Source organism: Acidobacteriota bacterium (genome assembly GCA_028875575.1).
Lineage (GTDB): Bacteria > Acidobacteriota > Terriglobia > Versatilivoradales > Versatilivoraceae > Versatilivorator.
Genome location: JAPPDF010000030.1, coordinates 51,849 through 77,289, shown reverse-complemented (window position 1 = coordinate 77,289; position 25,441 = coordinate 51,849). Strand labels below are relative to the sequence as shown.

The 25,441-nt window shown below is 62.2% G+C and carries 23 protein-coding genes; 2 read left to right on the top strand and 21 right to left on the bottom strand.

The window, feature by feature from the left end; translation table 11 throughout:
* Positions 1-437 precede the first annotated feature (437 nt).
* The 19 genes from OXI69_03990 to OXI69_03900 all read right to left on the bottom strand — a co-directional run bounded on the left by OXI69_03990 (position 438) and on the right by OXI69_03900 (position 20,042).
* Positions 438-1,268, bottom strand: coding sequence for a class I SAM-dependent methyltransferase (locus OXI69_03990; protein MDE2665292.1), 831 nt, complete (start codon positions 1,266-1,268; stop codon positions 438-440).
* 457 nt (positions 1,269-1,725) lie between these two features.
* A complete protein-coding gene (locus tag OXI69_03985) occupies positions 1,726-2,877 on the bottom strand; it encodes a HupE/UreJ family protein (protein MDE2665291.1) in 1,152 nt (383 codons plus the stop codon).
* Between the two features lie 87 nt (positions 2,878-2,964).
* Positions 2,965-3,789: an anti-sigma factor gene (locus OXI69_03980; GenBank protein MDE2665290.1), complete on the bottom strand. Its 825-nt coding sequence runs from the start codon at positions 3,787-3,789 to the stop codon at positions 2,965-2,967.
* Between the two features lie 80 nt (positions 3,790-3,869).
* The gene (locus OXI69_03975) at positions 3,870-4,883 is read right to left on the bottom strand and encodes a YpdA family putative bacillithiol disulfide reductase (protein ID MDE2665289.1); all 1,014 of its coding nucleotides are present in this window, start codon (positions 4,881-4,883) and stop codon (positions 3,870-3,872) included.
* Between the two features lie 86 nt (positions 4,884-4,969).
* The gene (locus OXI69_03970) at positions 4,970-5,977 is read right to left on the bottom strand and encodes a Gfo/Idh/MocA family oxidoreductase (protein ID MDE2665288.1); all 1,008 of its coding nucleotides are present in this window, start codon (positions 5,975-5,977) and stop codon (positions 4,970-4,972) included.
* Between the two features lie 243 nt (positions 5,978-6,220).
* Positions 6,221-7,516, bottom strand: coding sequence for a histidinol dehydrogenase (gene hisD / locus OXI69_03965; protein ID MDE2665287.1), 1,296 nt, complete (start codon positions 7,514-7,516; stop codon positions 6,221-6,223).
* Positions 7,513-8,172: an ATP phosphoribosyltransferase gene (hisG, locus tag OXI69_03960; protein MDE2665286.1), complete on the bottom strand. Its 660-nt coding sequence runs from the start codon at positions 8,170-8,172 to the stop codon at positions 7,513-7,515. The genes hisD and hisG overlap by 4 nt, the downstream gene beginning before the upstream one ends.
* Positions 8,169-9,152 (bottom strand): ATP phosphoribosyltransferase regulatory subunit, encoded by a 984-nt coding sequence (gene hisZ / locus OXI69_03955; protein MDE2665285.1) that lies wholly within the window; start codon positions 9,150-9,152, stop codon positions 8,169-8,171. Before hisZ ends, hisG begins: the two co-directional genes overlap by 4 nt.
* 42 nt (positions 9,153-9,194) lie before the next feature.
* Positions 9,195-10,115, bottom strand: coding sequence for a homoserine kinase (gene thrB, locus OXI69_03950; protein ID MDE2665284.1), 921 nt, complete (start codon positions 10,113-10,115; stop codon positions 9,195-9,197).
* 332 nt (positions 10,116-10,447) lie between these two features.
* On the bottom strand, positions 10,448-11,950 hold the full coding sequence (gene aroE, locus OXI69_03945; protein MDE2665283.1) for a shikimate dehydrogenase: 1,503 nt from the start codon (positions 11,948-11,950) through the stop codon (positions 10,448-10,450).
* A 446-nt stretch (positions 11,951-12,396) separates the two neighbouring features.
* Positions 12,397-12,966, bottom strand: a complete 570-nt coding sequence (gene amrA / locus OXI69_03940; protein ID MDE2665282.1) for an AmmeMemoRadiSam system protein A — start codon at positions 12,964-12,966, stop codon at positions 12,397-12,399.
* Positions 12,950-13,573 (bottom strand): CDP-diacylglycerol--glycerol-3-phosphate 3-phosphatidyltransferase, encoded by a 624-nt coding sequence (gene pgsA, locus OXI69_03935; GenBank protein ID MDE2665281.1) that lies wholly within the window; start codon positions 13,571-13,573, stop codon positions 12,950-12,952. Before pgsA ends, amrA begins: the two co-directional genes overlap by 17 nt.
* A gap of 50 nt (positions 13,574-13,623) precedes the next feature.
* On the bottom strand, positions 13,624-13,965 hold the full coding sequence (locus tag OXI69_03930) for an SUF system Fe-S cluster assembly protein (GenBank protein ID MDE2665280.1): 342 nt from the start codon (positions 13,963-13,965) through the stop codon (positions 13,624-13,626).
* Between the two features lie 164 nt (positions 13,966-14,129).
* On the bottom strand, positions 14,130-14,576 hold the full coding sequence (locus tag OXI69_03925; GenBank protein MDE2665279.1) for an SUF system NifU family Fe-S cluster assembly protein: 447 nt from the start codon (positions 14,574-14,576) through the stop codon (positions 14,130-14,132).
* Positions 14,564-15,820: a cysteine desulfurase gene (locus OXI69_03920; GenBank protein ID MDE2665278.1), complete on the bottom strand. Its 1,257-nt coding sequence runs from the start codon at positions 15,818-15,820 to the stop codon at positions 14,564-14,566. The genes OXI69_03925 and OXI69_03920 overlap by 13 nt, the downstream gene beginning before the upstream one ends.
* A 20-nt stretch (positions 15,821-15,840) precedes the next feature.
* Positions 15,841-17,187: a Fe-S cluster assembly protein SufD gene (gene sufD, locus OXI69_03915; GenBank protein MDE2665277.1), complete on the bottom strand. Its 1,347-nt coding sequence runs from the start codon at positions 17,185-17,187 to the stop codon at positions 15,841-15,843.
* A complete protein-coding gene (gene sufC / locus OXI69_03910; protein MDE2665276.1) occupies positions 17,184-17,957 on the bottom strand; it encodes a Fe-S cluster assembly ATPase SufC in 774 nt (257 codons plus the stop codon). The genes sufD and sufC overlap by 4 nt, the downstream gene beginning before the upstream one ends.
* A gap of 55 nt (positions 17,958-18,012) precedes the next feature.
* The gene (gene sufB, locus OXI69_03905; GenBank protein ID MDE2665275.1) at positions 18,013-19,461 is read right to left on the bottom strand and encodes a Fe-S cluster assembly protein SufB; all 1,449 of its coding nucleotides are present in this window, start codon (positions 19,459-19,461) and stop codon (positions 18,013-18,015) included.
* A 68-nt stretch (positions 19,462-19,529) separates the two neighbouring features.
* Positions 19,530-20,042, bottom strand: coding sequence for an Rrf2 family transcriptional regulator (locus OXI69_03900; GenBank protein MDE2665274.1), 513 nt, complete (start codon positions 20,040-20,042; stop codon positions 19,530-19,532).
* A gap of 649 nt (positions 20,043-20,691) precedes the next feature.
* On the opposite strand from OXI69_03900, the gene lpxC reads away from it, so the two are divergent.
* Both lpxC and serS read left to right on the top strand, forming a co-directional pair.
* Positions 20,692-21,612 (top strand): UDP-3-O-acyl-N-acetylglucosamine deacetylase, encoded by a 921-nt coding sequence (gene lpxC / locus OXI69_03895; GenBank protein MDE2665273.1) that lies wholly within the window; start codon positions 20,692-20,694, stop codon positions 21,610-21,612.
* A 382-nt stretch (positions 21,613-21,994) separates the two neighbouring features.
* The gene (serS, locus tag OXI69_03890) at positions 21,995-23,287 is read left to right on the top strand and encodes a serine--tRNA ligase (GenBank protein MDE2665272.1); all 1,293 of its coding nucleotides are present in this window, start codon (positions 21,995-21,997) and stop codon (positions 23,285-23,287) included.
* Between the two features lie 116 nt (positions 23,288-23,403).
* Here serS and OXI69_03885 read toward each other — a convergent pair whose 3' ends face one another.
* Both OXI69_03885 and accC read right to left on the bottom strand, forming a co-directional pair.
* Positions 23,404-23,916, bottom strand: coding sequence for a biotin/lipoyl-binding protein (locus OXI69_03885; GenBank protein MDE2665271.1), 513 nt, complete (start codon positions 23,914-23,916; stop codon positions 23,404-23,406).
* Between the two features lie 28 nt (positions 23,917-23,944).
* Complete coding sequence (gene accC, locus OXI69_03880) at positions 23,945-25,441, bottom strand: acetyl-CoA carboxylase biotin carboxylase subunit (GenBank protein ID MDE2665270.1); 1,497 nt, start codon at positions 25,439-25,441, stop codon at positions 23,945-23,947.

Sequence of the window (25,441 nt, the reverse complement as noted above, 5' to 3'; positions counted from 1 at the left end):
ATGCAACGGATTCGCTGCTGAATGCGACCTTTCCCGAGCTTCTCCTGGCTTACCCTGCAGGCGACACGAGGGCGCAGCTTCGCAGCTCTATGCGGCGTTTCTTTGGAGAAGTAATGCGTTCCCGAACGGGTGCTTCCTATTCGCCGCATTCGCGGCTATGTTGGTGCGGAATCCATACGACCCCGGGCGGCCGCCCGGGGCTACCCTGAGCCGCTGCTACGCAGCTCTATAAGGATGGCCCGTAGTCAACGTTTCCTTACCTACCAACTCCTACCGCAGCTACGCAGCTCTCGCCGAATACACGACTCTGCAGGGGGACGGGTATTTTTTGATGATAGTGTTCCAGGCGCCAGCTCGGCGATTCCGATGGGCCCCGAATGCGACGGCGAGGTATGTCGGTACCCCAATTACGCTTAACAGGTGCAACGGAAGCAGATTCACGATGCCCTGACCCGGCTGCAGGCTCCCACGACCAGCGGGGTGCACAGGGTAGCCTCCCGGCTCAGCAGTTCCTGGTGCAACTCCTCTTCAAGCGTCTCGATTCCTACCTCCTCCGCCGAGGCAACCCCGAGCCGTTCCATCTCGGGAACAAGGCTCCGCACCAACTCCGAGACCCACCGGACCCCGTCCCTGCAAGGCGCCGGATGCAACTTCTGGCGCACCACCAGGCGGGGTTCTTCCAGTCCGGCGTCCCGGAAGAGACGCCACAATCGCGGACCCAGGTCCAGGGTGATCCCGGCCTGCCGGAAGGTTTCCCGGATCCACTCCAGCGCGGTCTCGACCCTGGGTACGGCCGGGATGGAACGGGCGACTGACAAGTCGGTTTCGACGAAGGCCACCACTCCTTCGGGTTCTAACCGATCAATCATCTTGGCTAGCGTATTGGTCGGGTCGGCCAGGAACATTAGGATGAAGCGGCCGATGAGGGCGTCGAAAGTGAGGGGGAGGTCGATCGACTCCAGATCGGCCGCCTGAAAGCGCAGGTGGTTTACCTTCAGCGCAGCCGCGCGCCGGTCGGCCCGTTGCACTGCCTGGGGTGAACGGTCAATGCCCAGGACCGACCCGGAGGGGCCCACCAGCTCGGCGGCCTGCAGGCTGAAATCACCGGCCCCGCAACCCAGGTCCAGTACGCGCATGCCGGTTCCGATACCGGCCTGCCTTAACACTTCCAGGCTGATCCCTCCCCAGTACCGTCCCTGAAACCGAAGCCGCCGCAACTCCTCTTCGGTGTACTCCATGGGGTAGGAGCAGTCCTTGGCTTCGTCCATGCATTCTCTCCGACCCGTGGGTTAGCTTGCGGAGCTTCGCGGCTTACTGGAGTCTCCGAGCTGGCGGCTGGAACACTGTCATCAAAAAATACCCGTCCCCCTGCAGAGTCGTGTATTCGGCGAGAGCTGCGTAGCTGCGGTTGGAGTTGGTAGGCAAGGAAACGTTGACTACGGACCATCCTTATAGAGCTGCGTAGCAGCGTCTCAGGGTAGCCCCGGGCGGCAGCCCGGGGTCGTATGGATTCCGCGCCAACCCAGCCGTGAATGCGGCGAATAAGAAGCACCCTTCCGAAACGCGACACCCATCCAAAACTGCCGAGCGCCCGTCCCTTACGACGCCATCTGCTCCCCGAACCCTCGCCTGACCACTCCCCACACTCCAAATCACTTCCCACATTCCAAACTTCAAACTTCACCCTTCAACCTTCACCCTTCAAACTTCAAACTTCATTCCCCCTCACCCAAACGCCCGCTCCAGGAACCAGTAGAGGCCGATGGCGCCGATGAGGATCGAACCCGGCAGGACCACGCCCTTGCGGTACCAGGGTTCCTTCCGGAACCATCCCACCGCGGCAAAGGCCAACAGCAGGACGGCGACCTGCCCCAGCTCCACCCCGACGTTGAAGGCCACCAGGGCGGTCATGAAGTGCTGTTCCGGCAGACCCAGATCTCGCAGAACGTCGGCGAATCCCAACCCGTGCAACAGGCCGAATGCGAATACCACCGCCGGGCGCCAGGGCTTCAGCTCGGAGGTGGCCAGGTTCTCGGCGGCCACGTAGGCGATGGAGAGTGCAATCAGCGCCTCTACCGGCCGTGAAGGCAGCGACACCAGGTCATAACTCGAAAGGACCAGGGTCACCGAGTGGGCCAGAGTAAAGGCGGTCACCTGCCACAGAAGCGGTCGAAACCGCCGCCCCAGGAGAAACAGGCCCAGCACGAACAGTATGTGGTCCGCCCCGGCGGGAAGAATGTGCTCGAACCCCAGAATCAGATAACTGAATGCGACCCTCCCCATCCCCTCCACAACTCCCCCGCCCCGCAGGAAATAGGGCGAACTGTCCTGCCCGACTCCCAGGACCTGCCGGCTGGACCGGCCGGTGCGTTGATCCAGCAGGGTGAGGTGGACCGTCTTGAAGGCCCGCGAGGCCCCAAAGGTGATGGCTTCGGCCCCGGCGGGCACCCTTCCCGAAAGCCTGGCCGTCAGTCCCAGTAGAGTGGGGAGCTCGTTCTCGAGAGCCAGCTCGGTTCCCTGCTCGGGAAAGCTGATCTCGGGCCTTTGCTTGACACCGTCGAAACGAAGCCTGACCCGGCGCAGCACCGTCTGCCGGGCATTCTCCACGGCCTCGGCCAGCTCGTCGGGATTCATGGCCTGCAACTCGGCCACCACCTCCGCCGAATCCGTGGTTGGAGAGACCCCCAGGGCCAGGGCATCCACATCCACCCGTAGGTCGATCCGGTAGGCCCCCTCCCGCTGAATCAGGAGGGTGGCCTCGGTGAAGGCGAAGTCGTGCGCCGGGACCGGGACGGCACCGAGAAGGATCAGAGCCGGCAGCGCAACGATTGTCTTAGTGAGGAAGCTCCTCGACGAAGGGCATCCACGAAGAGACAAAAAGAGATTTCCGCGAAGGGGCACGCAGGACCACGAAAAAAAACTAAGAAGGATTAAATCGGAAATTCTTGCCAAGGACGGGCATCCCTAAAACGACCCCGCAAGGTAAACGTCCCCCGTGAGTCGGGGAGCCCCCCCGGCAGGCTCCATGCTAACGGCGATCTCCACGGGCGGAGCCGTCCCGTCAAGGTCGACTACCTCCAGATAGCCCTGTCCGGCGGGATTGACTCGAAAGGTCCCCGCACCCACCGGTTTGTCGGAGATCAGCCAGAGTTGGTAGGTCTTTTCCCGGGAGAGTTGCGGGAGCCTGGAGGTGTAAAGGCGCGCCTTGCGTTCCTGGCCGCTCCAGAACACCGCTCCCCTGGCCTCGGGACTCTTGGGGGTCCCCAACAGGAGCAGGGCCCGGACGCCGGGATCGCTCGGAAACAGCGGAGCACCGCTCTCGCGGTCCAGTTTGGCCTGAAGCTCGCGAACCTGACCGGCCAACTCGACCATGCCGGCCTGATGGACGGCAACTTCCCGGTCGAGGCGGCGCAGATTTTCCATGGAGAACGCCAGCGCCAGACCTGCCACGGCAGCGCAGATCCAGGGAAGCCAGTCCCGGAAGCCGAAGGCCTCCCGCGATGTGGGGAGCGTGCGAACCCGGTCACCGGCTGCTTCGGGCCTCACATTCCTGGCGGCCTCCAGCACCCGCTCCTTCAGCCCGGGCGAGAGGGACAAGTCGGGGGGCAGCCGGGACGAAGGGGAAACCGGACGTCCGGACTCCGGAACCGCCGATTCGCCATTGGAGCCGGCGGCCCGACCAGCCTTGGGCCCGCGCACCCCCTTGGAGTCGAGAGCCGACACTGCGTCGCTCCCGCCAGCCATGACGGTAGGTCCGCGGCCAGTGCCCTCTCCTCCTGCTGCAGCCATGGCTATTCTCACCGCACCCCGGGGATTCCCGGTTTCAGGCGGCCGGGTTCGACACCCGGCGTTGCGCCGGGGGCCCGAGGTCACGAAACAGCCCGCTTCTTCAGTCGCTCCGTGATGTGATCCACCACAACTTTACCATGAAATCGACCGTTCTCGATAAAGACCTCGTTGGTGAACATCCCCGCGACCACTACACCTGCCAGGTAGACTCCGGCAACATTGCTCTCGTAACTTTCCTTGTCGATCAGGGGCCGCTGATCTTCAGGGTCCAGGCGAACCCCGATGGTATGGAAGAATTCCAGGTCGGGCCGATAACCGGTCATGGCGAACACGAAGTCGTTTTCCAGGGCGACATTCTCCTCCGAGCGGTGCCGCAAGACCAGGGTCCGCTGAGTGATCTCCACCACGGTAGTGTCGAACCGGGCCTGGATCTCCCCGGCCTTGATGCGGTTTTCGATATCGGGCTTGATCCAGTACTTGATGCTTGAGCTCAGTCGGCTCCCCCGGTGGATGAGCGTGACCCGGGCCCCTGCACGGTAGAGATCCAGGGCGGCCACGGCGGCCGAGTTCTTCCCCCCGATCACCGCCACGTCCATGCCGTAGTAGGGGTGGGCTTCCCTGTAGTAGTGGGTTACCTTGGGCAGGTCTTCTCCGGGGACATTCAGAAAGTTGGGGATGTCGTAGTACCCGGTGGCCAGGACGATCTTGCGGGCCCGGTAATGGCGGCCCTGCCGATCCCGAGTTTCCGTCTTGATCTGAAAATTGCCGTCACGGCCTTCCACGCTCAAAACGGTTTCGTAGAGATGCAGCTTCAGCCGATAGGTATCGGCAACTCGCCGGTAGTACTTCAAGGCCTCCAGTCGAGTCGGCTTCTGGTAGGGAGTCACAAATGGCATGCCGCCGATTTCCAGCAGTTCCGGAGTGGTGAAGAAGGTCATCTGGAGCGGGAAATTCTTGATCGAATTGACAATGCACCCCTTCTCGATCACCAGGTAATCCAGTCCCCGCGTTTCCGCCTCGATGGCGCAGGCCAACCCCGTAGGCCCCGCGCCGATGATGATGATGTCGTGCATTGGCGAGAGCTTGGGAATCATTGGCTTGCAGCCGGCCTTGACAGGCCGGGGTCCGGCGGACGGACCGGCGGAGTGAAACCGGGACGGAATCGATGCCCCCGGGGCGCTTAACTGCCTTCGCCCATCGGGGTTTCCCGGCCGGTTCGGGCTGAACTCCGCAGGGCCTCGATCACCGCCATGTTACCCAGCGCATCCTCGAAGGGCAAGGACAAGGGTCGGCCGTCCAAGACGGAGCGGCTGAAGTGGTCGACCTGCAGTCGATACATGTTGCCACCGTTTCGAATAGGCAGGTCACGGGCCTCTCCTTCCACTTCCAACCGCAGGACGCTGCGGCTGGGGTCGGGCTTGAATGGCGACGGAACCAGCAGGCGTCCCCGGGAGCCGACGATCTCCAGATGAAAGTCGGGGGCGGTGCGGAAGCTGCCGCTGAACAATCCCAGGCACCCGCCCGGAAAGATCAGCATCCCGCCGAATGTCAGATCCACGCCGCTCTCCGGGACACCCTGGCTCCGTCCCAGGACCGTCTGGGGTTCTTCGTCCGTCAGGTAGCGCATCGCATGGATGCAGTAGCAGCCCACGTCCATCAGGGCTCCGCCGCCGGGACTCGGCTTGAGCCGGACATTGGGCCGGCTGAAGTCGAGCGGAAATCCCAGGGAGGATCGAATCAGGCGGAGCTCGCCCACACGGCCCTGGCTGACCAGTTCCTTGACCCTGGCGGTCTGGGGATGAAAGCGATAGGCAAAGGCTTCCATCAACGATCTGCCGCACTGCCTGGAAACGGCAACCATCCTCCGGCACTCGGCCATGTCCTCGGCCAGAGGCTTCTCGCAGAGAACGTGCTTTCCCGCCTCCAGGGCGCGAACGGTCCAATCGCAGTGAAGCCAGTTGGGCAGGGGGTTGTAGACCACATCGACCGCGGGATCTTCCAGTACGGCTTCATAGCACCCGTAGCTCCTGGTAAAACCGTGCCGCCGGGCGAATCCATCGGCCTTGTGCAAAGTTCGACTGGCGATGGCATAGGGGACGGCCCAGTCGGAATCCCTGATGGCGGGGGCCACCACCTCGGAAATCTGCCCCACTCCCAGCACAGCCCAGTTGAGTGTTTTCTTGAACATGGCTTAACGGCAGTGATTAGTGATCAGTGGCTAGTTGTGATTGGCCGGGTCTCCGCCCTGCCGTGCGGATCATTCAAAGAAAAACACCCAATCGCCAATAAAGACAAACCTCCTTCAACGACCAGCGGCGCAACAATGGGTCAAAAACCTTGTTGCCTTGGCATGACTTCGTGTCCTTCGTAGATGACTCTTTTCCCGAGGCTTAACGCATCGATCAAATAACTGACCACTATCCACTGATCACTAACCACTGCCTTTCTCCATTCTCAGTCGGACGCTGCGGGCGTGGGCATCGAGCTTCTCGGCCAGGGCGAATCGCTCGATGGACCGATGATGCTTGCGTAGAGCCGCACGAGTGTACCTGACCAGGTTGGTCCGCTTCACGAAATCGTAGACGCCCAGGGGCGAGGCGAAACGGGCGCTGCCGCCGGTCGGCAGAACATGGTTGGGGCCCGCAAAGTAGTCGCCCACCGCTTCGCAGGAATCGGAACCGAAAAAAATGGCCCCGCAGGCCTCCACCTGCCGACCCAGTGTCTCGGCATCCCGGGTCAACAACTCCAGGTGCTCGGGCGCGATGCGGTTGACGATCCCGACTGCCTCACCGGGTTCACTCACGACCAGGACGGCTCCATAGTTTTCCAGCGCCATTCGTATGGTCGCCTGCCGGCTCAACTCCAAAATCTGACGGTCGAGGCTGGCCCGGATGGCTTCGGCCTGGACCCTGGAAAATACGATGGCCAGCGCCACCGCCGCCTCGTCGTGCTCGGCCTGGGCCATCAAATCGGCGGCGACATAGTCCGGATGAGCCGAATCGTCGGCAACCACCACGACTTCGGAAGGGCCGGCAATCTTGTCGATATCCACCTGCCCGAAGACCTGCCTTTTGGCCTCCGATACATAGGCGTTGCCGGGACCCACGATCTTGTCGACACTGGGGACGGTCTCAGTCCCGTAGGCCAGGGCGGCGATAGCCTGGGCTCCCCCGACCCCGTAGACCTCCTCCAGCCCCAGTTCGGTCAGAGCCGCCGCCACCACAGGGTTGGCCTGAAAGCGGGCGTAGGGAGTGGTCACCACAATCCGGCTCACTCCCGCGATCTGCGCCGGGACAGCGTTCATGAGCAGGCTGGACGGATAGGCCGCGGCCCCCCCCGGCACATAGAGACCCACGCTCGACAGGGGCATGACTCGCTGCCCCAGCCTGACCCCATCCGAGGCTTCGAACTCCCAGGACTCCTGGCGCTGTCGGCGGTGAAAGCCAGCAATATTCTCGCGGGCCTGGCGGAGGACCTCCCGCAGCTCGGCATCCACCCGGCCGGCCAGGGAGCGAATTTCCTCGGGGTCGATCTTCAGGGAGCCGGGTTCGAATCCATCCAGACGCAGGGTCCACTCCCTCAGGGCGGCATCTCCCTTTTCCCGCACCGAAGCCAGGATGGCGGCAACGCCCGCCTGCAACTCCCCGTCGGCCTGCCCTCCTCGAGAACCAACCTTGTCCAGGTAAGCGCCGGCCTCGACGCCGGGCCACGGGTAAATCGGAATCATCGGTTCAAACTGTCCGCCAGCCGTTGGATAAGACGGCTCACCGCCTGGCGTTTCACCTGGTAGCTGGCCCGGTTGACAATCAGCCGGGCCGAGACATCGCAGATCGGCTCGATGACTTCCAGCCCGTTGTCGGCCAGGGTGCGCCCGGTGGCAACCAGGTCGACGATCCGTTCCGAGAGTCCCAGCCTGGGAGCCAGCTCAACGCTGCCGGAGAGGGTGATGATCTCCACCGGGACGCCCTGCCGCGTAAAGTGATCGGTAGTGACCCGGGGATACTTGGTGGCGATGCGAACGGCAGACAATTCGCGGTAGTTCTTCCGCGCCGTGGTTCTGGGACCCGCGACCGCCATGATGCATCGGCCGATCCCCAGATCCAGAGGTTGATGCACGTCGGATTCCGATTCCAGCAACACGTCCCATCCGGCAATACCCAGGTCGGCGACGCCATACTCCACGTAGGTCGGCACATCCACCGGTTTGAGCATGAAGAACTGGAAACACCCGCTCCTGTCCCGAAAGATGAGTTTTCTGGAATCCGCCTCGGAAGTGTCCAGCTCCACGCCCGCCCGACCCAGCAATTCCAGGGTCGCGTCCTGAAGCCTGCCCTTGGAAAGAGCCACGGAGAGGATCTCCTCGGATTTCATCGGTTTGCTCATCGCAGTTTCAGCGGCAGGGCCATCAGCCGTTCCAGGAAGAAGGTAAACCCGACCGAAGGAAGATCGCAGCCGAAGTTCTTCAACAAGTTGTCATAGCGGCCGCCGCTGCCCACCTCGAACCCCAACCCTGGCACATAGATCTTGAAGATGATGCCGGTGTAGTAGTCCAACCCCCTGACTTCGCTCAGATCGATGGTCAGGTGTTGGGCGAGCTTGCGGCGCTGCAACTCCGCGTAGAGCCCCGCCAGATTGTCCAGCGCCGCCAGGGATCTCTCATTGGACACCAGCCGGCGGGCGGCGTCGATGGTTTCGCCGTTGCCGGTCAGGTGAAGCAGCGCCTGCAACACCTCGCGGCGCCGGGGGGACAGCTGCAGGCGTTCCATCTCGGCCTGCAGGCCCACCGGATCTTTCCGGTCGATGAGCTTCCTGATTCTGGAGAGTTCCTGAGCCGAGAGGCCGAATCTTTCCACCAGGCCCGCGAAGAAACCCATCTCGCCCAGGTTGAACTGAAAGCGGTCGATGCCCACTCGCTGCAGGGCTTCCATGGCGACCTGGATGACCTCGGCGTCGCAGGCGATCCTCTCACCGCCGATGTTCTCGATTCCAAGCTGGAAGGACTCGCGCTGCCTCCCGCCCCTGGGGGCTTCGTAGCGCAGCACATCGCCGCAATAGCAGAGCCTCAAGGGCTTGGGCCGATCCTGCAGGCGGGTGGCCACGGTCTTGGCCACCAGGGAGGTGAATTCCGGGCGTAGCGCCAGCAGATTCCCCTCCCGGTCGACGAAGCGATAGAGCGCCTCTTCCAGCTCCGCCCCCATGCCCTTGGAGAAGACATCGTAGTAGTCGAAGATCGGCGGGATGATCTCCTCGTACTTCCAACGGCTGAAGATGGAGAAGACGAGCCTCTCCAGCCGCCGGCGGCGTTTCACCGCCGGTCCGAAAAGCACCTGAGTGCCCAGCGGAACTTGAGTCAAGGTCTTCATCGCATTGGTTGCCGCAGACCGCTGCAGGCTTGGCGCCCACCCTCAGTTCTGGCGGATGCTCCTTCCCCGGTTGTCGATCTTCAGCTCGAGCGGCCGGCAGGCCACGCCGTTTCGATTGAAGATGGACTGGACCTGCTTGAACACATCCCCGCCGTCCCCTTGAATGAAAGCCGCCACGCTGGGTCCCGCTCCGCTCAGGCTGAGTCCCAGCAGGCCGGGGATCTCTCCCCCCTTGAGCGCCAGGACCTCCTGCAGTCCCGGAATCAGAGGCGCCCGGTAGGGCTGATGCACCTTGTCGCGGAGCGATTCCCGCAGGAACCGAAATTGCCCGGCCATCAAGGCCGCTACCGTAAGAGAGCTGCGCTGCAGGTTAAATACTACGTCATTCATCTTGAGCTGGCCTGGTACCACTGCCCTGGCCTCGCTGGTAGGCAACTGGATGTCGGGAACCACCAGCAGGACCTTCAGCGAGTCCGCGACTCGGGTCCGAAAGAACGACACCCTCCCCCCTTCGTCGACGCAGCTGACGGTGAAGCCGCCGAAACGGGCCGCCGTCAGGTTGTCGGGATGGGACTCGAACTCCAGGGCGTAGCCAAAGAACTTCTCTTGAGACAGCTCCTTCCCCACCAGGGCCTCGTAGGTTCCCAGGGCCGCCACAATGGCCGCCGCGCTGCTGCCCAGCCCGCGGGCCAGAGGTATCTGGTTCTGCACCTCCAGCCTGAGCGCAGGCTGGGGCCGCCCCTCCCCCTGAAACACCCGCGCGATCACCTTCCACATCAGGTTCTCGCGGACACTGAGCAATTCCCTGGCCCCTTCTCCCTCCATGTGGATTTCCGGAGAACCGCTGCCGGACTCCTGCACCTGAACCTTGAGGTAGAGGCCCAGTGCCAGCCCCAAAGCGTCGTACCCGGCCCCCAGATTGGTGGAACTTGCCGGAACCTGAATGGAGTAGGCAGCGCCCATGGGAAATGGTCCTGGTTCGAAACACCCCTGCTTCAGACAGTGGAGAGTGGAGAGTGAGGAATGATGAATGATGAATGATGATTGATGAACGGTGAATTGAGAGTGGAGAGTTGATGGTGATCAGTGGTCGGTGGAGTCCCGCCCCGCTGATTGGATCTTTCGAGGAGAAGAGACTGATTGTTCGTGAAGGCGAACCCCGAATGGACACGAATCAACACGCGACACCCAAGTGCTTTTTCAGCCCCTTCGTGCCCCTTCCTATTCCTTCGCGTCCCTTCCCGAATAACCCTTTTCCCCACGCTCAACCCATCGACCAAACAATTCCCCATTCATCATTCGTCATTCATCATTCGTCTCAGCACGACCTCCCGCATCCCATGCAGGGGGGCCTCGCGGCCGGTCCACAGAAAGCACTGCCGGGCGGCCTGTCCGACAAACATCTCCAGGCCGCTCACCACCCGGGCCCGATTTCGTGCCTCCCGAAGCAAACGGGTCTCCAGGGGATTGTAGACCATATCGAACACCGTGCCGTACCTCAGTGCCTCTCCGGCCACCGGACTCTCATGGATGGCTGGGGACATGCCCACCGGCGTGGCGTTGATCAGAAGATCGCCGCTGTAACGGCTGGAACGCTCCAGCGAGTCCGCCTCGAACCCGAAGTCCCTGGCCAGCGCCTCGGCTCTGGACCTGTTCCGCGCAAGGACGGTGACGCGCCAGCCGGCGTCCCTCATCACGGCGCCGGCGGAGCGGGCAGCTCCGCCGGCTCCCAGCAGCACGGCCCGGCCTGGCGAGCCATCCAGGCAATCGCGCAAGGCATGGCGAACGCCGTCCAGGTCCGTATTGTAAGCCCACAGCCCATCTTCCCGCCGGACCAGGGTGTTGGCGGCCCCGCATGCCGCCACGCTCGGATGCTGCTCGTCCACGTGCCGCAACACCGGGACCTTGTGCGGAAGGGTGACGCTGAGCCCGCCGAAGCGTTTCAGATAGGGCGCGAACGCTTCCAGTTTGGGCGTGGGCAGGGGCAGGTAGCGGCAATTCAGTCCGAGATGCCGGAAGGCGTGGTTATGCACCTGTGGAGACAGGGAGTGACCGATGGGGTGGCCGATCACCCCATAAAAAAGAGTATCGGCATCGATGGTATTCAAGCCGTAGACGCCTTTCAGGTCCCGGGAGGTGAATTGCCCGGGGGCCGTCTCCTGGCCCGCCCGTGTGGATGCGTAGGTGAGCATGGCTCCCCGGCTGGGAGCCACCAGGCGGGAATAGACGCCCAATTCCCCCATGGCCACCGCAATGACGGGGAGGTCCTGCCGCCGACCCTGTGACACCAGCTCCAGCAGACGCAAATTGTCTGCAAAATCGGCCGCAAGGGTGGCGATCTTCACCACGTCGGCATTGACCGCCAGAATCCGCTGGAAAATGGACTGCAGATCCGAGGGAGTTTCCCGGAAGTCATGGTAAGACCCGATTAACCTCCAGGACCCGTCCCTGATCTTTTTCAATGGAGCCGGACCCACTGCCTCCAGCGTTTCCACCTCGATATCCAGAAAGGAAAATCCGGCGCCTCTGATCCTTCCCAGCACCTCCAGCTGCTCGAACGCTCCTCCCTCGAACCGTCCTCCAAACGGTTTTCTGCGGAGCGTCCCTATGACAGGCACACCCGCCAGGGCGACCCAGTCCTGCATCCGTTCCGGGGTCAGTTGGAAAGGGTCCAGGAAGTCGAGTCGAAATTCCAGCAGATCCGAATCCCGGCGGCTCTCCAGAATAGCCGTTTCGAAGTCGCCCGGGTCGCACTCCCGGATGACGGTGCATATTTTTCCGTTGGGAGATGGAGACATGGGGGGATGGCGAGGGGCCGGCAGCGCTTGTCGGGAGTGAATGGGCGGCGGCTTTCAGGTTGCTCCGTTACGGGAACGGCAGTTGACTATCGAGTTTAGCATAAGCCTTTTTTCTCCTGCAAGTTGAAGGCTTTCCAAGAGTGGACGATAAGAGTTACAGGGATTATTAACATCGATGCACAGGATATACAGAATACACAGGATATGGTCTTGGGAGTCCGGTGTCCTGTAATTCTGGGTATCCGCAATCCCGGACCGGATCGTCACCCGAGCCGGCTTCTCGTGCAGGAAGCTCTCATCCTGTTAATCCTGTGCATCCTGTGCATCGATGTTCAATCATCTTGTTCCCGACAGGCCATGAACTTCTCTTGTTTCACTCTCGAATGATCCGTCCCGTCGTCGAGGGCGGGGGCGGAACTTGCTCGAAACCCTGGTCCGACAACTCTTCACTCTCCACTCTTCACTCTCCACTTATCTCCAAAGACCGTCGCGGTGAATCTCTCGACGGTGGCTCCGTTCGTCCAGGCCTGGGGGGACAGCCCTGCCTTCAGGCAGGTCTGTTCCAGAAACTGCTCAGGGGTCCAACGGTGCTCCACCGCGACCTTCGGCAGCAGGAGGCCGCGCCGTGTCTCCTGGCTGACCAGCAGGCCGTGGGTTCCCACCAGGACCTCGGAAGCGCCGCCGACCCTGTCCAGCCCGGAGAGTACCGAGAGCTCGATTTCGGTTTCGGGCAGGTCTGTCAGGTTCAAAGGTCGAAACCGGGCGTCCTCGACGGCAGCAGACACGGCGCACTCCGGCACGGCCCGGTAAAGGGGAGTCAAGGGCCAGACGTAGCCGACGCACCCGCACAAACGCCCCCTGAGGTAGAGCGTGACAAAGGCACCCCGTTTCTGGAGAAGTTCTCGAGCAGAGGGAGGATCGGGAACGGGCCGCACCCCCGACCGCAGGTAGGCTTCAATCGTCGAGCGGGCGGCCTTGAGGAGATAGTCCCGCGCGGAATTATTGAGTGGGTACATCGCTCCGGCTTTTTTTCAGGAGTACGGGCTTTTCACCGCGGCTCGCCTGGCCGCGGAGTCCGACCGCCTTCCAGAATTTTCGGAAATAGTCGACGGCCGAGGCCAGGGCGAAGATGACCGTCAGCCAAAGCGCGATCAGGCTGAGCGGTTTTAACCAGAAGACAAGATTGCTCAGAATGATCAGGGTAACGGCCAGCACCTGCGAGACCATCTTGAGTTTCCCCAGCTCCGAGGCATCGATAGTGAGTCCCTGCCTGGCCGCGATGCTGCGAAGACCCGTGATGGCCAGCTCGCGCCCCACGATGATCACCACCATCCAGGCAGGCGCCCAACCCAGCTCCACCAGCGAGATGAAGGCAGCCGAAATCAGTAATTTGTCCGCCATTGGATCCAGGAGCATGCCGAGCGTGGTCACTTGCCGGCGCCGTCGAGCCAGGTAGCCGTCGAAGTAGTCGGTGATGGAGGCACCGAGAAAGATCACGGTGGCCAGGATGACGGAGAGGCTCTCGACCTGCCTTTCCGGGTTGTAAACTCGGGTGAGAAGGACGACGACCAGAAGAGGGACCGCGAAGATGCGGGACAGGGTCAGCAGATTCGGAAGGTTCATGCAAAAAGTCTGATTTCTTTTGGGGCAGAATTCAACAGGAAATGTCGGGGTCAGAGCATCCCCAATTGCAGCTTGGCGGCTTCCGACATCTTGGCCGGACTCCAGGGCGGATCCCAAACCAATTCGACTTGTGCAGAGGACACCCCTTCCGCCCCGGCAACCCTCGATTCGACCTCGCCCGGCAGTGTGCCGGCAACCGGACAGGCCGGCGAGGTGAGGGTCATTTGGATCTTGACGGCATTGGAGGGATCGATATCGATTTCGTAGATGAGTCCGATCTCGTAGATGTTGACGGGAATTTCAGGGTCGTAAACCGTTTGCAGCACCTCGATAATCCGCTGCTTCAACGCTTCCGAGGGAGGGGACTCGCTGGGGGTGGTGTCGGTGGTCATGGTCGCATCCTTAAATTTCGGATTCTCGATTGCGGATTTTTGATTTGAGGCAAGATCAGTTGTGCTTACTGCCGAATCGACAACCGGAAATCTGCAATCAACAATTCAATGGTTAGTCGGTCTGAGGCGCTGGCTCGCCAAGACCTCGGAAACTTGGCTTCCGCCTACTCGGTGGTAACGGATTGCTCCCGGTTCTCCAGGGCGGCCTTGACCGTGTGCCAGGCCAGGGTGGCGCACTTGACCCGAACCGGAAAGGCGGCCACGCCGGCAAAAGCCACCAGCTTCCCCAGATCTTCCGGCGGCTCGATCGTCTTGCCGGTCACCAGGTCCTGGAACTGACGAAAGACCGTGGTGAGAACAGCGGCTTTTTGGCCCTTCAGCAACTCGGTCATCATGGAGGCGGAAGCGGTGGAAATGGCGCAACCCTTGCCCTGGAAGCGAATGTCCCGGACGACGTCCCCGTCGAGCTCCAGGGCAACCGACACTTTATCCCCGCAGAGCGGATTGTGGCCTTCGGCCCGGTGGGTGGCACTATCCAGGCTGCCGAAATTGCGCGGCTTCCGCGTGTGGTCCAGGATAACCTCCTGGTAGAGGTCCATCAACTCGGACATGAACCAAAAATCTCCCTGACCTTGCGAACCCCATCCAGCAGTCGGTCCACCTCCGCCTGCGTGTTGTAGAGACCGAAGGAGGCGCGGGCCGTGGCCGGCAGTCCCAGGCGTTCCATCAGCGGCTGGGCGCAGTGATGGCCGCCGCGAATGGCGATTCCCTCCCGGTCCAGAATGGTCCCGATATCGTGGGGGTGGGCGCCCTCGACCACAAAGGAGAGCACGCCTGCCTTGCGCCCGGCTCGACCGACGATTCGTACTCCCGGAACCGAGGCGAGCGCTTCGGTCGCGTAGGACAAGAGCTCAGCTTCGTGAGCGGCAATGTCTTCCAGGTCGATGGCGTCCAAGTAGTCCAGGGCAGCTCCCAGTCCGATGACCCCGACGATATCGGGCGTCCCCGCCTCGAACCGGTAGGGGATCTCCCTGTAGCTGGTGCGCTCGAAGGAGACCGAACGAATCATCTCGCCTCCACACTGGTAGGGCGGCATGGCTTCCAGCAGGGACGCTTTCCCGTAGAGAACGCCCACTCCGGTGGGACCGTAGACCTTGTGTCCCGAAAAGGCATAGAAGTCGCAGTCCAGGGCTTGAACGTCCAGTTGGAGGTGGGGAGCGGCCTGGGCTCCGTCCACCAGCACCGGGATCTCCCGGCGATGGGCCATCCGAACCATTTCGGCGACGGGATTGACGGTTCCCAGGGCGTTGGAGACGTGGGCGATGGCCACCAGGCGGGTTCGGGAGCCTAGAGCCTTTTCAAAGGCCTCCAGGCGGACTTCCCCGTTGTCATCGATGGGGGCTACTCGCAGAGTCCCGCCCTTTTCCTCGCAGATCCTCTGCCAGGGCACGATGTTGGAGTGGTGCTCCAGGGTCGAGATCAGGATCTCGTCGCCGGCCTCGAGCCGCTGGCGGGCCAGTGTGCCGGCCACCAGGTTGATGGCCTCGGTTGTTCCCCTGACGAACACGACCTCGCGGGACTCCCGGGCATTGATGAACCGCTGCACTTTGCAGCGAACTTCCTCGTAGGCCTCGGTGGCTTCCATGCTGAGCGCGTAGAGGCCCCGGTGAATGTTGGAATAGCCCTCGCGATAGAAGGCGTTCATGGCTTCGATTACCGGAGTCGGTTTCTGTGTGGACGCCGCGCTGTCGAGATAGACCAGCGGTTTGCCGGCGGCGCGGTTCGAAAGGATGGGGAAGTCGCGGCGCACCCGGTCGACATCCAGCGGCGGCGCGGCCGGCTGCACCAATGGCATGGTTGCCCTCCTCATCCGGGTCACCCCTTGGGTCCCTTCTCCGCCAGGCGGTGAAAGAGCGTCTTCTCCAGCCGGGCGCGAATGGGCTCGATTCGGATCTGGGAGGCAATGTCGTTGGCAAAGGCAAAGGTCAAGAGCTGGCGGGCAGCCTCCCGGCCGATCCCCCGCGACTGCAGATAGAAGACGGCCTGGGGGTCCAATTGCCCGATGGTGGCCCCGTGGGTGCATTTCACGTCGTCGGCATAGATCTCCAACTGGGGGTTGGTGTTGACCAGGGCCTCCTCGGAGAGCAGCAGATTCTGGTTGGTCTGCTTCGAATCGGTTTTCTGGGCGTGGGGCCGCACGATGATGCGGCCGTTGAAGACCCCGCTGGAACGGTCATCCAGGATCCCCTTGTAAAGCTCGAAGCTGTTGCAATGGGGCTTGGCGTGGTCGATGGAGGTGTGGTTGTCCACGTGCTGCTTGCCGGTCGTGAGAGAGAAGCCGTTCAAGGTGGCTTCGGCGCCCTCGCCATCCAGGACCGCGTTGACGTGATTGCGGACCAGGGCTCCTCCCAGGGAAATGGAATGGGAAGATACGGTGGCGCTGCGTCCGAGCTGAAATTGCATGGTGGAGATATGAAAGGCCCTGAGGCTCTCTTGCTGCAGCTTGTAGTGCTCCACGACCGCACCCTCCCGCGCCACCAACTCGGTCACCGTGTTGGTGAAGTAAAGGGAGTCGGGGGCGCCCGAATAGCTTTCCACGATGCGGGCCTGGCTGTTGGCGCCGGCCAGCACCAGGCATCGCGGATAGGAAACCACCGGTTCCCCTTCGCTGCCCGAGTGAAAATGCAAGTGTATGGGCTGCTCCACCACGGTGTTTCCGGGAAGATGGACCAGGGCGAAATCCTGCAGGAAAGCCGTATTCAGGGCGGCGAAGACTTCTTCCCCGTTTCCGGCGTAGAGACCCAGTGCCTGCCGGACGGAAGGGGTTTCCCCGTTGAGGAGTTGCCCCGCTCCCTGAACCCGAACGCCCGGCGGCAGCTCGCCGAGAGAAGAGTGTTCCGGAGAGAATCGTCCGTTCAGGAAAACCAGCCGGCAGGCCGAAGAGTCGGCTCCCGTCAGGGAGTCCAGGCCAACCGGGGAGGGCCGGGAATCCGTAGCGCCGGCATGAGCAAAGGCAGTCCGCGTCAGCGGCGTGAGGCTGGTAAAACGCCAGGCCTCATGGTGAGTGGTCGGGAATCCGTGCCGGGTGAAGCACCGGATCGCCGCCTGGCGCTTCTCAGTCAGCCAGGCAGGGTCGCGGTCCGACTGGCGGCGAGAAAAAGAGTCGAACTGGGACAGGTAGCGTTGCTGCTCGGGGGCCGATTCAGCCGGGTTTCGATTCATGCGTGTCTCTCAGCCGGTGTCACGGCAACCTGAGCTTCGATCCAACCGTAGCCCCTGGCTTCCAGTTCGAGGGCAAGATCCTTGTCCCCCGACTTGACGATCTCCCCGCCCGAAAGCACATGCACGCGATCGGGCACGATGTAGTTCAGCAACCGCTGGTAGTGAGTGATGACCACGATGGCGCGGTCGGGCCGGCGCAAGGCGTTGACGCCGTCGGCGACCGTCTTGAGGGCGTCGATGTCGAGTCCCGAGTCGGTTTCGTCGAGGATGGCCAGAGTCGGGTCGAGCACCGCCATCTGAAAAATCTCGTTTCGCTTCTTCTCGCCGCCCGAGAAACCCTCGTTGACGGAACGGCTGATGAAGCTCTGGTCCAGGTTCACCAGCTTGATTTTTTCCCGAACGACCTTCATGAACTCCATGGCGTCCAGCTCTTCCTCGCCCCGATGATTGCGGATGGCGTTCATGGCGGCTTTCAGGAAATAGACGTTGCTCACTCCAGGGATCTCCACCGGGTATTGAAAGGCCATGAAGACGCCTTCGCAGGCCCGCTCCTCGGGCTCCATGTCCAACAGGTCCCGGTCCCTGTAGAAAACCCTGCCCCGGGTCACTTCGAAACTTTCCCGGCCCGCCAACACCTGGGCCAGCGTGCTCTTGCCCGACCCGTTGGGACCCATGATGGCGTGCACTTCTCCCGAAGCCACTTCCAGGTTCACCCCTTTCAGAATCGGCTTCCCCTCCACTTCAACGTGCAAATCTTCGATCTTCAGCACCGCGTTCCCCTTCCTCCTTAGTCTGTCTCCCCACCGGCGCAGCTGAGCTGGACGGTTATCCGACGCTGCCCTCCAGGCTGACGCCCAGCAGCTTGCGAGCCTCGACCGCAAACTCCATGGGCAACTCGCGAAACACTTCCTTGCAGAAGCCATTCACGATCATGGAGACGGCATCTTCCGCCTCAATGCCTCGCTGCTTGCAGTAGAAAATCTGGTCTTCCCCGATCTTCGAGGTCGAGGCCTCATGCTCCATCTGAGCCGTGCTGTTCTTGACCTCGATGTAGGGAAATGTGTGGGCGCCGCAGGCGTCCCCCATGAGCATCGAGTCGCACTGGGAATAGTTGCGAGCCCCGGCAGCGCCCTTGAGGATCTTGACCGCCCCCCGGTATGTGTTCTGGCCATGGCCCGCCGATATCCCCTTGGAGACAATGGTGCTCCGGGTATCCCGGCCGATGTGGATCATCTTGGTTCCGGTGTCGGCCTGCTGGAAATTGTTGGTGACCGCCACCGAGTAGAACTCGCCGATTGAGCGATCCCCCTGCAGGAGACAGCTCGGATACTTCCAGGTGATGGACGAGCCCGTCTCCACCTGGGTCCAGGAGATCTTGGATTCCACTCCCCGGCACTTGCCCCGCTTGGTGACGAAGTTGTAGATGCCTCCCTTGCCCTCCTTGTCCCCGGGATACCAGTTCTGCACGGTCGAGTACTTGATTTGGGCCCGGTCCAGGGCTACCAGTTCGACCACCGCCGCGTGGAGCTGGTTCTCGTCCCTGCGGGGCGCCGTGCAGCCCTCCAGATAGCTCACGTAGCTGTCGTCGTCGGCAATGATCAGCGTGCGTTCGAATTGCCCGGTGTCCTTGGCGTTGATGCGGAAATAGGTGGAGAGCTCCATGGGGCAACGAACCCCCTTGGGGATATAGCAGAACGATCCGTCGCTGAACACGGCCGAGTTGAGCGTGGCAAAGAAGTTGTCGGTATAGGGAACCACCGAGCCCAGATACTGCTTCACCAGCTCCGGGTGGCTCTGGACGGCCTCCGAGAAGGAACAGAAGATAATGCCGAGCTCCGCCAGCTTCTCGCGAAAGGTGGTGGCCACCGAAACGCTGTCGAAGACGGCATCCACGGCCACGCCGCTCAGGCGCTCCTGCTCCTGCAGGGAAATCCCCAGCTTTTCGTAGGTCTGCAGCAGCTCGGGATCGACCTCGTCCAGACTCTTGGGGCCGTCCTTGCCGCTCTTGGGGGCGGCGTAGTAGATGATGTCCTGGTAGTCGATCGGCGGATAGTGGACATTGTGCCAAGCCGGCTCCTTCATGGTGAGCCAGTGCCGGTAGGCCCGCAGCCGCCACTCCAGCAGGAAGTCCGGCTCGTTCTTTCTGGCCGAGATGGTGCGAACGACCTCTTCGTTCAATCCTCGGGGAATGGCATCGGACTCGATGTCGGTGACGAACCCGTACTTGTACTCCTGGTTGGCCAGTTCCTGAATGGTTTCGTTGGCTGAAGGCATGTCGACTCCTTAAGCGTCGTCGCCGCTCGCCCGCCAACCGAAAGATGGAAGGTCGGCGCGTGCGGTGCTCAGGCGCGTGGATCTCCCCGCAACTGCACCAGTTGCGAGAAGTTCTCTTCTTGCTCCGCTCGGCTGCGAGCCGGATCTTTTTCCCGATTCGAGTTCGGCGCCCCCAGGCCGTGAAGGCTCATTTGGGCCACCGTCATCCGTCTCAGCATCTGCACCACGCTGTCACTGAGCAACTGGAGCGGACTCTTGATGGTGCATTTCTCGAACTGCAGACAGTAGCCCGTCTCCGATACGCAACTCGTCATGGAAAAGGGCCCTTCGATCGATTCGATCACTTCGGCAGCATTGATCAGGTGGGCAGGCCGACCCAGGGCGTAACCCCCGCGGGTCCCCTGATGCGAAACCACGATCCCGCTCTGCGCCATCCTCTGCAGCACCTTGGCCATCAGGTGCGGCGGGATGTTGTAGGACCGGGCGATTTCGCGCGCACTCCAGGCAACCCGGCCGGAACTCTGGGCCAGGTGGATGAGAGCCATCAGGGCATAGTCTGTTTTTTTTGAAAGTCTTAACATGGACGGCCCATATCGGACCAATTTGGTCCGGTTTAGCATCAGACATTATGCGGACTCCAGCGGCGGAAGTCAACCCTTATCAGTTAAGATTCGGCGGGTGGGTCCGTAGGGACAGCCTTCCGGATTGCCGCGGCGAGTTTGGCTTCCCAGCACCACAACCCACCGAAGAGCGGCAGTTCCCTTTGCCCGAAGGGGCACACGAGCGAAGGGAGGCCGGAGTGTTTGCCCCCCACCGGTTCGACTGCGGGCGGAGCCCTTGTCTCACCGACTCCCCCTCCAGGGGGGAGTGCTTGAGGCCAGCACAAGGCTTCCAGTAGAACACTGTCACTCCCCCCTTGAGGGGGAATCGCAGAAGCCGAGCCGGATGGCGAAGGCTGATGCGGTGGGGGACGGACGCCAGGGCGCCAAGCTGCGGCGCGGGAGATCCCTGGGTGCATCCGGATTACCGTGGGACTGTTGGCAATGGAGCACGAAAACTTGGTTGGTGTGTTGCATCCGGGTCACAGGGCCCGGCCGGGACGGATCCCCGGAACAAGCCTGTAAGGAACCGATTATCAACGGCTTGACCACAGACTCCCTCTTTTGGCAAGAGACTTGCTGACGCTGACAATGCCGGACGTACCTGTCCGGTCAGAAAGAAACCCACCTCATGGAATCCCAACAAACGCTGGCCGGCCCGATCGAATTTTCCGGCCCGGGCCTGCACACCGGCGAGTCGGTGCGAGTGAGAGTCGTGCCGGCTCCTCCCGACACCGGATTGAGGTTTCGCCGGGTGGATCTGGACGACTTCGAGATCGAGGCGGTGGTGCAAAACGTGGCCCGAGTGGCCTACGCCACTACCTTGATGAAGCAGGGAGTCCTGATTTCCACCGTGGAGCACCTGCTCTCCTCGCTCTACATCTTCGGTGTGGACAATGCTCTGATCGAAATCGACAACCTGGAAGTTCCTATTCTGGATGGGAGCGCCCTGGAGTTCGTGGAAGCGATCGCCCACACCGGGCTACAGCAGCAGTCGTCCCGGCGCCGCTATCTGAAAGTTAAAAAGGCCCTGGAGATCCAGGACCGTGACCGCAGCATCGCCGTTTATCCGTCCGACCGCTTGCAGATCAGCTACACCATCGACTTCGACCATCCCATGATCGGTCGACAGAGCTTCGACTTCGAGGCCTCGCCCGAGGTCTTCTCCAGGGAGGTGGCGCCGGCTCGCACTTTCGGTTTCTACCGGGAAGTGGAAGATTTGAGGAAAAAGGGTCTGGTTCGAGGAGGTTCTCTCGACAACGCCATTGTCCTGACCGATCAGGGTATCCTGAACGACATTCTGAGGTTCGACGACGAATTTGTCCGGCACAAGGTGCTGGACGGAATCGGCGACCTGGCATTGATCGGCAAGCCGCTGCTGGCTCGCGTAGTGGCCCACAAGGCAGGTCACGCCCTGCACACTCACCTGGTAACCCGCATCCTGAGCGATCCCTCCTGTTACAGTGAAACGACTCACCCGCCGCTGCGCAGTTGCGGCGGCGATACTGACCTCCCTCGTGAGAGTCAGTGCGTTTCAGCGTCCGGTTCCTGAGTCGCCGCCTACCGGAAGTGCCGAAGCCACCGATAGTCATTCACGGGGCGTAGCGTTGCCCCCCACCGGCTCGACGGCGGGCTTCGGTGTGGTCGAAGGAACGCCGCGTATGCCCCCCTCCGGTTCGACTGCGGGCGCAGCCCTTGTCTCACCGACTCCCCCTCAAGGGGGGAGTGATACTCGTGCGTCTTTTGCTGGCCTCAAGAATCACTCCCCCCTTGAGGGGGAGTCGCAGAAGCCGAGCCGCAGGCGAAGGCTGATGCGGAGGGGGGCAATCGCGACGTCGCAAAGCAGCGCCGAATGGCGAAGGCTGATGCGGTGGGGAGTGTGAAGCAGGGCCGGTCCTTGCCTGTCTTTCGGCGCCTCCTCTATACTGAGCCCTATGCTGGATCCGGTCTACATCCGAAATCACCCCGAGTTGGTGCGTCGAAAGCTGGTCCAGCGCCACACCCCGACGCCGCTGGAGGAGGTGGAGAACTTCGATCGGCAACGACGGCAGTTGCTGCAGGAGACCGAGCAGCTCAAGCATCGACGCAACCGCAACAACCAGGCCATTCCTGCCCTGAAGAAGGCGGGACAGGACGCCTCGGACAAGATTGCGGAAATGAAGGAGTTGTCGCTTCGGATCAAGCAGTTGGACGAAAAACTGCGGTCCTGCGAGGAACATCTCAAGAGCCTGCAGTTGGCCCTGCCCAACCTCCCTGACGACAGCGTCCCGGTCGGCGCCGATGCCTCCGAGAACGTCGAAATCCGGACCCACGGCCAAAAGCCCGACTTCGACTTTCAACCCCGTGCCCACTGGGACCTGGGAACCAACCTGGGCATTCTGGACCTGGAGCGCGCCGCCAAGATCGCCGGGGCCCGGTTCAGCCTCTACACGGGAGCGGGGGCCCGCCTGGAAAGGGCCCTGATCAACTTCATGCTGGACGTTCACACCCGGGAACACGGCTACCTGGAGGTGCTACCCCCCTTCATGGCCAATTCGACCAGCATGACGGGGACGGGTCAACTCCCCAAGTTCTCCGGCGATCTGTTCAAGTTGGAAGAAACGGATTACTGGCTGGTTCCCACGGCCGAGGTTCCGGTTACCAACATCTATGCGAGAGAAACGCTGCAGGCGGACCAACTGCCCATTCGGCTGACGGCCTATACTCCCTGCTTCCGCAGCGAAGCCGGCGCCCACGGCAAGGACACGAGGGGCCTCATCCGCCAGCACCAGTTCAACAAGGTGGAGCTGGTCAACTTCACCCGGCCCGAGAACTCCTATGCCGAGCTGGAAAACCTGACTCGGAGCGCCGAAGAAATCCTCCGCCGCCTCCAGCTCCACTACCGCGTGGTCACCCTCTGCACCGGCGATCTCGGATTCTCCGCGGCCAAGACCTACGATCTGGAGGTCTGGCTGCCGGGTCAGCAGGCCTACCGGGAGATTTCCTCCTGCAGCAACTTCGTGGACTTCCAGGCCCGCCGTTCCAACATCCGTTTCCGGCGGGAACGCGGGGCCAAGCCGGAATTCGTTCACACCCTCAACGGATCGGGTCTGGCCGTGGGACGCACCTGGGTCGCCCTGGTGGAAAACCACCAGCAATCGGACGGCAGCGTGGCGATACCCCCCGACCTCCAGCCCTACCTGAACGGATTGGAAAGAATTGTCCCGGGTCACCCCGGCCTGGGTTGATCCGATTCCGATGGCTCGTCACGGGCGCCTCTCCGCGACGGAGAGAAGTCATTCTTCATGTCCCTTCGCGGTCCTTCGCGCCCCCTCGTGGACAACTCTTTTGACCCCGGGCCGGATCACTCCACCAGCACCAGCGGTTCGCCCGCGTTGACCGCCTGGCCCTCCGCCACCCGAACGGCCCGAATCCTGCCCGATTTGGGAGCCCCCAGCTCGTTCTGCATTTTCATGGCCTCTACCACAACCAGCCCCTGCCCTTGGCGTACTTCTTCTCCCTCGGCCGTCAGGATCCTGACCACTTTCCCGGGCATGGGGGCCGACACGGCCACGGGTCCGGCGGCTTCCGTCCTCCCGGAGGCCGAGGGGCTGTCCCGTCGCGGGTCGACCAGACCCACCTGGAAACTCTCTCCATCTACGATCACCTGAAATCCACCGGCATTCGGACTCACGCTGACATCGTGGGATCGGCCCTCCAGAATCAGGGAAAAAGCATCTTCCGACAACTGTGAGACGTCGACTTCAAGCATTTTCCCACCGAGCTCCACCCGGGCGCCACTCTCGGAACGTTCCAGGCGCAGCTTTCGGCGCCGCCCCTCCAGCACCAGCTCGTAAGTGGCTACGACCCGCTCCACCGGGCGCCTCCCCTCTTCCGCTCGAAGCCTATCTCCGCAGCCCGTTCCAGCGCCCCCACAACTTCCACGGGCTTTCCTGCGGGTCGGCGCGGCCGGTGTTCGAGGCTCGACCCCGGCTGGCATAGAGGGCGGCGCCAATAGCCGCCACCTCCCGCAACTCTTCCCGGCCGGCCAGAGACCGGTCGGGACGATAGAACTTTTCGATGAAGTCGGTGCTCAGCTCCGCCGACAGAAATTTCGGATGGGCAAGGATGGTCCGGAAGAAGGGGATGGTCGTCTTGATCCCCGAGATCCGGTACTCGGCCAAGGCCCGATCCATGCGGCTGACGGCCTCGGAGCGGGTTTCCGCCCAGGTCACCAGCTTGGACAGCATCGGATCGTAAAATACGGGCACTTCCCACCCTTGGTAGATACCACTGTCTTCGCGGACGCCGGGGCCGGAGGGCTGCCGCAAGCTCCGGATCAGCCCCGGCGAAGGGAGAAAACCCTTCTCGGGATCCTCGGCATAGATTCGGCATTCCAGCGCGGCGCCGCGCCAGGAGACTTCTTCCTGATTCAATCCCAGGGGTTGTCCAGCGGCAATCTGAATCTGTTTTCTCACCAGGTCCAGCCCGGTGACCATCTCGGTGACGGGGTGCTCGACCTGGAGGCGGGTGTTCATCTCCAGGAAATAAAAGTCCTGTCGCTCATCCACCAGGAATTCGACGGTTCCGGCATTGCGGTATCCGCACGCCTGAGCCATGCTGACGGCGGCCCGGCCCATCCTGTCCCGCAAGGCCTCGGTCATGACCGGCGAAGGACACTCCTCGATGACTTTCTGATGGCGCCTCTGGATGGAGCACTCCCGCTCTCCCAGGTGAAGGGTGTTGCCGTGACTGTCGGCCAGGACCTGAAACTCGATATGGCGGGGGCTCTGGAGGTATTTCTCCAGGTAGACCGCCGCATCCCCGAAAGCGCTCCGAGCTTCGGAGCTGGCGTCCCGCAGGGCCGAGGCCAAGTGGTCGGGAGAGGTCACCAGCCTCATCCCCTTTCCCCCTCCACCGGCCGCCGCCTTGACCAGGATCGGGAAACCGATGTCCCGGGCCGCCCGTTCCGCTTCCGTGCTATCTCCGAGCTGCGGTCCGGTGCCCGGCACCACCGGCACCCCTGCCTGTGCGGCCAATCTTCGGGCAGCCGTCTTTTCCCCCATCAACTCCATGGCTCTCGGTGGAGGACCGATGAAGCAGATCCCGCGGTCCTGACAGCGGCGGGCGAATTCGGCGTTTTCGGACAGAAACCCGTAACCGGGATGGATGGCTTCGGCGCCGCTGGCCTCGGCCGCCTGCAGGATCCTGTCCATATTCAGATAGCTTTCCACCGAAGGAGAAGCACCCAGCCCGTGAGCCTCGTCAGCCAGACGCACGTGCAGGGCCGCACGGTCGCAATCGGAATAGACCGCCACGGTTGCGATATTCATCTCGCGGGCGGTACGCATGACGCGGACAGCGATCTCACCCCGGTTGGCGATCAGGATCTTCGAGAACAT

Bases quoted from the DNA above. Each gene is read 5' to 3' on its own strand.
- OXI69_03990 (MDE2665292.1), bottom strand. From the start codon at position 1,268: ATGGACGAAGCCAAGGACTGCTCCTACCCCATGGAGTACACCGAAGAG.
- OXI69_03980 (MDE2665290.1), bottom strand. From the start codon at position 3,789: ATGGCTGCAGCAGGAGGAGAGGGCACTGGCCGCGGACCTACCGTCATG.
- OXI69_03975 (MDE2665289.1), bottom strand. From the start codon at position 4,883: ATGATTCCCAAGCTCTCGCCAATGCACGACATCATCATCATCGGCGCG.
- OXI69_03970 (MDE2665288.1), bottom strand. From the start codon at position 5,977: ATGTTCAAGAAAACACTCAACTGGGCTGTGCTGGGAGTGGGGCAGATT.
- hisD (MDE2665287.1), bottom strand. From the start codon at position 7,516: ATGATTCCGATTTACCCGTGGCCCGGCGTCGAGGCCGGCGCTTACCTG.
- hisG (MDE2665286.1), bottom strand. From the start codon at position 8,172: ATGAGCAAACCGATGAAATCCGAGGAGATCCTCTCCGTGGCTCTTTCC.
- hisZ (MDE2665285.1), bottom strand. From the start codon at position 9,152: ATGAAGACCTTGACTCAAGTTCCGCTGGGCACTCAGGTGCTTTTCGGA.
- thrB (MDE2665284.1), bottom strand. From the start codon at position 10,115: ATGGGCGCTGCCTACTCCATTCAGGTTCCGGCAAGTTCCACCAATCTG.
- aroE (MDE2665283.1), bottom strand. From the start codon at position 11,950: ATGTCTCCATCTCCCAACGGAAAAATATGCACCGTCATCCGGGAGTGC.
- amrA (MDE2665282.1), bottom strand. From the start codon at position 12,966: ATGTACCCACTCAATAATTCCGCGCGGGACTATCTCCTCAAGGCCGCC.
- pgsA (MDE2665281.1), bottom strand. From the start codon at position 13,573: ATGAACCTTCCGAATCTGCTGACCCTGTCCCGCATCTTCGCGGTCCCT.
- OXI69_03930 (MDE2665280.1), bottom strand. From the start codon at position 13,965: ATGACCACCGACACCACCCCCAGCGAGTCCCCTCCCTCGGAAGCGTTG.
- OXI69_03925 (MDE2665279.1), bottom strand. From the start codon at position 14,576: ATGTCCGAGTTGATGGACCTCTACCAGGAGGTTATCCTGGACCACACG.
- OXI69_03920 (MDE2665278.1), bottom strand. From the start codon at position 15,820: ATGCCATTGGTGCAGCCGGCCGCGCCGCCGCTGGATGTCGACCGGGTG.
- sufD (MDE2665277.1), bottom strand. From the start codon at position 17,187: ATGAATCGAAACCCGGCTGAATCGGCCCCCGAGCAGCAACGCTACCTG.
- sufB (MDE2665275.1), bottom strand. From the start codon at position 19,461: ATGCCTTCAGCCAACGAAACCATTCAGGAACTGGCCAACCAGGAGTAC.
- OXI69_03900 (MDE2665274.1), bottom strand. From the start codon at position 20,042: ATGTTAAGACTTTCAAAAAAAACAGACTATGCCCTGATGGCTCTCATC.
- lpxC (MDE2665273.1), top strand. From the start codon at position 20,692: ATGGAATCCCAACAAACGCTGGCCGGCCCGATCGAATTTTCCGGCCCG.
- serS (MDE2665272.1), top strand. From the start codon at position 21,995: ATGCTGGATCCGGTCTACATCCGAAATCACCCCGAGTTGGTGCGTCGA.
- accC (MDE2665270.1), bottom strand. From the start codon at position 25,441: ATGTTCTCGAAGATCCTGATCGCCAACCGGGGTGAGATCGCTGTCCGC.